General features: G+C 37.2%; 6 protein-coding genes. All 6 read left to right on the forward strand.

Annotated features, from left to right (window positions below; all coding sequences use genetic code 11):
- Nucleotide 1 precedes the first annotated feature (1 nt).
- Nucleotides 2-328 carry a 2Fe-2S iron-sulfur cluster-binding protein gene (locus tag AAGF08_RS17825; protein WP_343512715.1) on the forward strand — a complete coding sequence of 109 codons (327 nt, stop codon included), beginning with the start codon at nt 2-4 and terminating at the stop codon, nt 326-328.
- 3 nt (nt 329-331) lie between these two features.
- A complete protein-coding gene (locus tag AAGF08_RS17830) occupies nt 332-916 on the forward strand; it encodes a thymidine kinase (RefSeq protein ID WP_343512716.1) in 585 nt (194 codons plus the stop codon).
- Nucleotides 916-1,605, forward strand: a complete 690-nt coding sequence (recO, locus tag AAGF08_RS17835) for a DNA repair protein RecO (protein ID WP_343512717.1) — start codon at nt 916-918, stop codon at nt 1,603-1,605. The genes AAGF08_RS17830 and recO overlap by 1 nt, the downstream gene beginning before the upstream one ends.
- Nucleotides 1,606-1,801: 196 nt before the next feature.
- Nucleotides 1,802-3,556 (forward strand): transcription termination factor Rho, encoded by a 1,755-nt coding sequence (gene rho / locus AAGF08_RS17840; protein WP_343512718.1) that lies wholly within the window; start codon nt 1,802-1,804, stop codon nt 3,554-3,556.
- Between the two features lie 365 nt (nt 3,557-3,921).
- Nucleotides 3,922-5,412: a glycine-rich domain-containing protein gene (locus tag AAGF08_RS17845; RefSeq protein WP_343512720.1), complete on the forward strand. Its 1,491-nt coding sequence runs from the start codon at nt 3,922-3,924 to the stop codon at nt 5,410-5,412.
- A gap of 869 nt (nt 5,413-6,281) precedes the next feature.
- A partial coding sequence (locus AAGF08_RS17850) for a PKD-like domain-containing protein (protein WP_343512722.1) occupies nt 6,282-8,002 on the forward strand: 1,721 nt, incomplete at its 3' end.

Consider the following 8,002-nt stretch of genomic DNA (forward strand, 5'->3'; position numbering starts at 1 on the left):
AATGCCACGAATAGTCATTCAAAACTTATTTAATCGAGAAATTAATTCGAAAGCTACTGATCGTAAAGTTATTGAATTAATTCATGAAAATGGTATTGACTGGATGCATGCTTGTGGCAAAAAAGGACGTTGCACCACCTGCAAAATAATTTTGGTGGAAGGGGGAGAAAATTTAAGTCCACATACTCCCGCAGAAGAGAAATTTGCAAATCAGGGAAGATTAAAACCCAATGAACGGTTATCTTGCCAAGCAACGCTATGCAAAGGGGAGTTAATCGTACGAGTAGCAGAAATTAATAAGTTTCCACATTTAGATTATAGTAAATAAAGAATGTTTATCGAACCTTCTATCGGAAGGAATAAATTTCCAGAGCAAAAGGGTCAGATTGAGGTCATTTGCGGATCGATGTTTTCAGGTAAAACAGAAGAATTGATTCGTCGGCTAAACAGGGCTAAAATAGCGAGACAAAAAGTGGAAATTTTTAAACCCTCCGTCGATAAAAGATACAGTGAATCTGAAGTTGTATCACATAATGAAAATACGATCCGCTCCACGCCTGTTGACTTTGCAGAAGATCTTCTCCTATTGAGTGGAGATTGCGATGTAGTGGGAATAGACGAGGTTCAATTTTTTGATAATGAAATAGTTTCTGTAGTTCAAAAATTAGCTTTACAGGGTAAGCGGGTCATTCTTGCAGGATTAGATATGGATTTTGAAGGTAGGCCGTTTGGTTCAATGCCAATCTTAATGGCAATTGCGGAATATGTTACGAAAGTGCACGCTATTTGTATGAAATGTGGTGACCTAGCAACATTTTCCTATAGGTTATCTGAAGGGAAACAAAAAGTAATGCTTGGGGAAAAAGAATCATATGAAGCTCGGTGTAGGAAATGTTTCTTTGAGGGGAAAAAATAATGCTGTACAAAACGAAAGGGATAGTTTTAAGCTATATTCGCTACAAAGAAACTAGTATCATTTGTAAAATTTTTACAAGAGAACTTGGTTTAAAAACCTATTTGATAAATGGGGTGAGAAGCCAAAAGAGTAAATCTAAAATTGCCTTATATCAACCAATGACCATCTTAGAAATGGTGGTTTATAACAAAGAGAATTCCGGGCTTCAAAGAATATCTGAAGTAAAAATAAATAGGGCTAATCAATTAATTCCATTTGATTTTAAAAGGACAGGTTTGGCACTATTTATGACTGAAGTAATATCTAGATCCATTTTCGAAAATTATCAAAACGAAAATCTATATGATTTTTTGGAAGAGAGTATCGGAAAATTGGACAAAAAAGAAACATCGTTGGGTCATTTCCCCTTGGTTTTCTTGATAGAAAATGCAAAATACCTTGGATTTGCTCCTGCAACTGCAAGTGAATTCTTGTCAGAAAATACGGGACAACCCTTCACTGGGGATGAAATTATAACGACTGAAAATTTCATTCAAAAACTTATTGAAGAAAAATATTCCTGTCAGTATAAAGTGAATTTATTCCTACGAAGAAAGCTCCTGGATCATTTGCTGGATTTTTATATTCAGCAATTGGAAAACAATCAATCTTGGAAATCAATGGCTATTCTTCGCCAAGTTTTAGACTGATAATAAATCTTTAATTGATGAAAAAAAAATAAAATTTGCTAAATCCAAATCGATCCTTTAATATTGTGGAGTTACGTGAGTATCCAAGTCAGCCCACTATGACTTGAGCTTTTCCTGCAGACCTTTTTTGCTCAGAAATTCAATCACGATCCCAAATACCGCATTTTACAATATCTTATTATTTCATACCCTCTTTATGTACAACATAGAAGAACTCAGAATCAGACTTCTGTCTGAACTGAAGGAAATCGCAGAGGAACTTGGAGTCAAAAATCACAAGACTCTTAAAAAAGACGACCTAGTCTATGCGATCCTTGACCAGCAAGCTATCACCCCAGAAAAAGCCTTGCCTAAGAAAAAACCCTCTGTCGCAGAAGTTGCTTCTCCAGAAGAAGCCACCAAAAGTGAGAGCTCCAGCAAACCCACACCTGAGGAACCAGAGTACAAGCCTAAGTTTAAAAGACAAAATGTAACTGAAATTCCTAAGGATGTTCCAAAAGAAAGCCCCGCAGCTGATGAAGCTAAGAAGCCAACTCAAAGACCAGAAAGGGGTCCAAAAAAGGAGCAAGAGAAAGAAGTAGAATCCAAAACTGAAGACGCTTCTCAAACAGAGGATGCAAAAACTTTCAGGCCAAGGAAAAAGGTTTTTGAAGATAAAACCAAAGAAGAAAGCTCAAAATCATCAGCTCCTATACCAAAGTCCAGCGAAAAATCAGATTCTGAGATAGAATTACCTAAAAGGAAAAACTTCAAATCTCAAGATGAAGTGATGGCTCCCGCTGCTGAGACAACCTCTCATTCTAATAGAAGACGTCCTTTTGTAAATGCAAGAGAATTCGACGGCGTTATCGTCAATGAAGGTGTTTTGGAAATGATGCAGGAAGGCTATGGCTTCTTAAGATCTTTGGACTATAATTATCTAGCTTCTCCAGATGATATTTATGTTTCTCCTAGTCAGGTTAAGCTTTTCGGTTTAAAAACTGGTGATCATATCAAAGGATCCATCCGCCCTCCTAAAGAAGGTGAGAAATACTTTGCTTTATTGAAGATTGAAACCGTCAATGGAAAAACTACTGATGAGATTAGAGATAGAGTACCTTTTGAGTATTTAACACCTCTTTTCCCTGAAGAAAGGTTAAACCTTTCTACTTCACCGGATAAAATGTCCACAAGAATTCTAGATTTGTTTGCACCAATTGGTAAAGGACAAAGAGGAATGATTGTTGCCCAGCCAAAAACTGGTAAGACAGTTCTTTTACAGCAAATAGCTAATGCTATCACAAGAAACCATCCTGAAGTTCATTTGATGATTCTTTTGATCGATGAAAGACCGGAAGAAGTAACGGATATGGCGAGATCGGTAAATGCAGAAGTGATCTCTTCTACTTTTGACGAGACTGCCGATAGACATGTGAAGGTTGCGAATATTGTGCTAGAGAAAGCCAAAAGAATGGTTGAGGTTGGTCACGATGTAGTAATCCTTCTTGATTCAATTACCCGACTTGCACGAGCACATAATACCGTCGTTCCAAGTTCAGGAAAAATTCTTTCTGGTGGTGTTGATGCAAACGCCCTTCACAAACCGAAAAGATTCTTTGGAGCTGCCAGGAATGTTGAACATGGCGGATCACTTACTATTATTGCAACTGCATTGGTTGAAACCGGTTCTAAAATGGATGAGGTTATCTTTGAAGAATTCAAGGGTACTGGTAACATGGAATTGGCTCTCGATCGGAAACTTTCTAATAGAAGAATTTATCCTGCTATTGATGTTCTTAGCTCTGGTACTAGAAGAGAAGATCTCCTAATGGATAAAGAAGAAATGCAGCGAGTTTGGATACTTCGTAAACTCATGAGTGATATGACTGCTCAGGAATCTATGGAATTCCTCCTTCAAAGAATGAAAGGAACTCGAGATAATGCTGAATTTTTAATCAGTATGAACGGATAAAATTTATAAATAGTACTATTCAAAAGCTCTTGATTTGTCAATCAAGAGCTTTTTTTTATGCACAAAATACGCATTTGTAAGTCTGAAGTAGCACTAAAAAACTAACTCAAAATACCACAAACAAATATTTAAATTTTTATGTTTTAGTAAATATGATCTTATCTTTGTGATATGAATGATATAATTATTCTAGACAAAAAATAATCTAAAATTAATTCTTTAATTGTTTTTAAACAGTGAGCTGTTGAGAGCAGTTTTAGAAATCCATAACTAAGCATATACCATAAGAACTAATTATAATATTTCCTTTCTAAGAATAGACTTTTAAGTCAATCCTTTCATGTAGTTTATTTGAGATCTAAAGAATGCTATTTCTACCCTCCAAAGGAATGTTCCTTTTCCAATTAAGATTCAAGTCTATTCTGATATTTTTTTTAGGTATCACATCATTTTTCTGGACTTTTGGAGATGGGTATGGCCAAAACACTATAACTAAAACATTTAATTCTGACGGCACTTTCACCTTAACTGATCTTTCTGATCTTCCAGGGTTTGATCCAAATAATGAAATTTTTCAAGTTGCAACCGTAGATTTATTAATAGTTGGAGGAGGAGGAGCTGGAGGTGACCTTGGTGGTGGTGGTGGTGGAGAGGTTAAACTTGTGAGTATTGATCTAGACCTTGGGGCTCAATTGACCATAACAATTGGAACCGGAGGAATTTCTTCAGGTAGTGTTAATGCCGCAAATGGTAACCCAACTACAGTAACCCTTACGTCCGAATCAGTGTCCACAACATACCAAGCTCTTGGAGGTGGCAGGGGCGGTTATTTACCTTCGGGAAATAATTCAGCAAGAAATGGAGAATCCGGGGGTTCCGGTGGAGGCGGAGGTGCTAGAAACGGGAATTCGCTAAGTCAAAGAACACTTGGAATCGGAGGTACAACCGGTATCGGAGTTGGAGGTGGGGTTTCTTATTCAAATAATGGTTCGAATGGATATATTTCTTCATCTGGGCTAACCTATGCAGGCGGAGGAGGAGGAGGTGCTGGAGGTAATGGAACGGCAGGAACTGCAGTAGGAATAGGCGGAAATGGCGGAGAAGGCATCTCATTCCCCCAATTTACTGGAATATTTAGTGCAGGAGGAGGTGGTTTTGGAATCAATGGAAATGGGACTTCCGGAACTGGTTCAGGCGGAAGTGGATCAGGAGGGGATGCACGATCTAATGGATTCGATGGAATAGTAATCGTACAGATTGTCTACCAGATATTGCCCGTTGAGTTTTCTAAATTTGATGTTTATTATAACAATAATTTAAGATCAACTAATATATTTTGGGAGACTTTAAAGGAATGGGAAAATTCACATTTTCAAATTGAACGAAGTATTAATTCAATCGGAAACTGGGAAACAATTGCCAGAATCGAAGGAAATGGATACTCCGATGGATCAATTGAGTATTCCTATGAGGACATAAAACTCCCCCCAGCTGGTGGTAATATATTTTATAGAATAAAGCAAGTAGATTTTAGTGGTAGCACAACTTATACAGAAACAAAATCAATCAAAGTAGAACCTCTTCCAGGATCAGCAAATTGGATACTTTATCCAAATCCAACCACTGGTTATCCATTTAACATTGAAATCCTCGATCAATCAACCTATCGCGATGAACCAATTACATTAAGGGTAATAACTCCAACTGGACAATATAAGCTCATCAATTTTGATGAATTAAGAAATATGGGAACTCAGGTAAGTCAGTTTTTTGAAAATAAAGCTTCTGGAGTATATACGATAGAGATTTCATGGGGCAACAATAGAGAGTATCACAAAGTAATTTTGAGGAAGTAACTAAGATTTTTTAGAAAAATTTCTTTCAGGTAGGTATTATTAGAACCTATGTTGAATTCACCAATTTTTTAGGAGAAAAAGCTATCTCGAGAAAATTTAGAAGTCTTGAATAAACTTTGTTCCAATCCACAAAGACTCCCCAGATAACCTTTAATGACATAGAATTTGCCTAAGTGATGTTTTGCAAATAGAACTATAATTAGGAAAGTAGATAATTACTGATCCAATTCTTGAGTTTCACTTTGGTCGTTAGAGCTCTTTTCTGCACTGAATAGTTTTTTAACATCTTATTTTACTTCCTTTATTTTTTAAGTTCTGAAGGAAGCAACAGTAATACTTTAAAAAGGAGGAACGGAGAATGAACGATTGTTTAACCCATACTCAAAAAGGGAATATCCAATTGAGAAGGCTCTAAGATTATTCAAATATCTATCAAATAAAAAAAATCTTATTCAACTAGTACCAATGTTAAATTATTAAAATAAAACATAATTTGTAGTTATATGATATATTTATATTTTTAAATCTTATCTAAGAATTAAACAAAATATAATTTTAAAAAAATAAAAATAATGCATTTTAGATTCAAAAAATCGCAATTAAAAAATTAAAGCACAATATACTTATTAACCCAATTGACTGTCCACTTAAAGACACATCATTACAAAGATAAATTTATAACTTATTAAATAATGAGCACTTATAATTAGAGGTATAAACTAAATAATCTGAAATTAAAGAGAGCCTACCAAACTTATTCCCTTGCTTACCAATAATTTATCCTCAATATCATTATTGTTCCGAAACAATTTGATATATTTGAAATACATTTTTATTACTTCGAAATTCGATTTTGCTCAAAGAAGTATATGAAAAAACATTTACTTAAAATTCTACTTTTTATTATCCTGATTTTTGTCGGCTGGGATTCCTATTCTCAGACCGTTACTTTTTCACCTGATATAGCTAATCCAGGAGTTCGCCAATTTATTGTTCCCCCAGGAGTGACTTCCATTACAGTGGAAGCATGGGGAGGAGGGGGCAGAGGCGGCACAAGAAGAAGCTCAAATGGGAATGGAGCAACTGCGGGAGGAGGTGGTGGAGCATACTCCCGAAGTGTGATAGCAGTGACACCTGGTCAAGTAATTGATTACTATGTAGGTTTTGGTTCTATTACTCAAAGTCCTGGAGAGGACACTTGGTTTGTAAATCAAACGACCATCATGGCTAAAGGAGGTAATTCTGTAGTAGATGGTGGAGAAGTTGGAGCAACTGGAGGATTAGCTTCGGCTGGATTTGGAGCTGTGAAATTTAATGGAGGGAATGGAGCAGATATTTTAGGTTCTGGAAATGATCTTAGTGGAGGTGGAGGTGGCTCATCAGCGGGAATTAACGCCAATGGAGGAAATGCAATTAATACTACTATTGGAGCAACAGCTCCTTTTGGAGGTGGAAACGGTGGAGATGGAAGAGCAGACAGTGAGGGTGCGGGAAATGGAATAGATGGGTTCTTTCCTGGAGGTGGCGGTGGCGGTGCAAAAAGAACCAATAGTTCACAAACGGACATTCAAGGTGGTGATGGAGGCAATGGCCAGTTACGAATTTCATATATTGCTTTAACTTCTGCCACAGGTACAGATGATCAGTCCGTTTGTGAAGATGACCCGATTATAGAAACTACCTATTCCCTTCCTCCAAATTCTACAGTAAGTGTCTTAAATCTTCCACCTGGTTTATCCTATAATTACGATGCATCTGCTGGTACTATCTCTATTACTGGGATTCCAACAGCAGATGGAACCTATACCATTAATGCCATTCCCCCCTACAATTCTTTCTTTACCCTTACTAAAAGTGGCACTGTTACCATAATCTTAAGACCCGATGTGTCGAACATGACAGAAACTATTTGTAGTGGTGAGGACTTTTCTATTACCCCTGTAGATGGCGTAAATGGATTTGTTCCAGTAGGCACTACCTACTCCTGGGGTCCTCCTATATTTTTCGGTGGAGTAACCGGTGGAGTTGCTGGAAGCGGGAGTTCTATCTCTGGTAATCTGACTAATACAACCAAGGCAGTCCAAATTGCAATATATACAGTCACTCCAACTATCGATGGCTGTGATGGAACTAATTTCACAGTTGCTGTTACAATAGATCCAATTGCAACCATCAATGACCTAACTACAGAAGTTTGCAATGGGGAAGGGTTTAATCTAAACCCCACAAATGGGACAGATGGAATTGTACCTTCCGGAACAACTTATTCTTGGAATGTTCCTTCTTTACCCGCAGGATTATCAGGAGGCCAATCTGGAAGCGGAAACTCTAATATCACTGGAACACTTGTCAATTCTACTAATACTCCACTTGCTGCTACATACACTGTAACACCAAACTCTGGAGGATGTGTAGGGCCAGATTTCACTGTTACGGTTACAGTAAATCCTGAACCGAATATTGATGATTTAACCGCTACCATCTGCAGTGAGGAGACCTTCGATATTACCCCGACAGATGGTGACAATGGAATCGTTCCTGCTGGAACTACATACACCTGGGTTTTACAGTCAGCGGATGCAGGAATCTC

Source organism: Algoriphagus sp. SE2, from assembly GCF_039563885.1.
In the GTDB taxonomy this organism is placed as follows: domain Bacteria; phylum Bacteroidota; class Bacteroidia; order Cytophagales; family Cyclobacteriaceae; genus Algoriphagus.

Excerpts from the sequence above, each read along its gene's own strand:
- AAGF08_RS17825 (WP_343512715.1), top strand. The coding sequence starts at position 2 with ATGCCACGAATAGTCATTCAAAACTTATTTAATCGAGAAATTAATTCG.
- AAGF08_RS17830 (WP_343512716.1), top strand. The coding sequence starts at position 332 with ATGTTTATCGAACCTTCTATCGGAAGGAATAAATTTCCAGAGCAAAAG.
- recO (WP_343512717.1), top strand. The coding sequence starts at position 916 with ATGCTGTACAAAACGAAAGGGATAGTTTTAAGCTATATTCGCTACAAA.
- rho (WP_343512718.1), top strand. The coding sequence starts at position 1,802 with ATGTACAACATAGAAGAACTCAGAATCAGACTTCTGTCTGAACTGAAG.
- AAGF08_RS17845 (WP_343512720.1), top strand. The coding sequence starts at position 3,922 with ATGCTATTTCTACCCTCCAAAGGAATGTTCCTTTTCCAATTAAGATTC.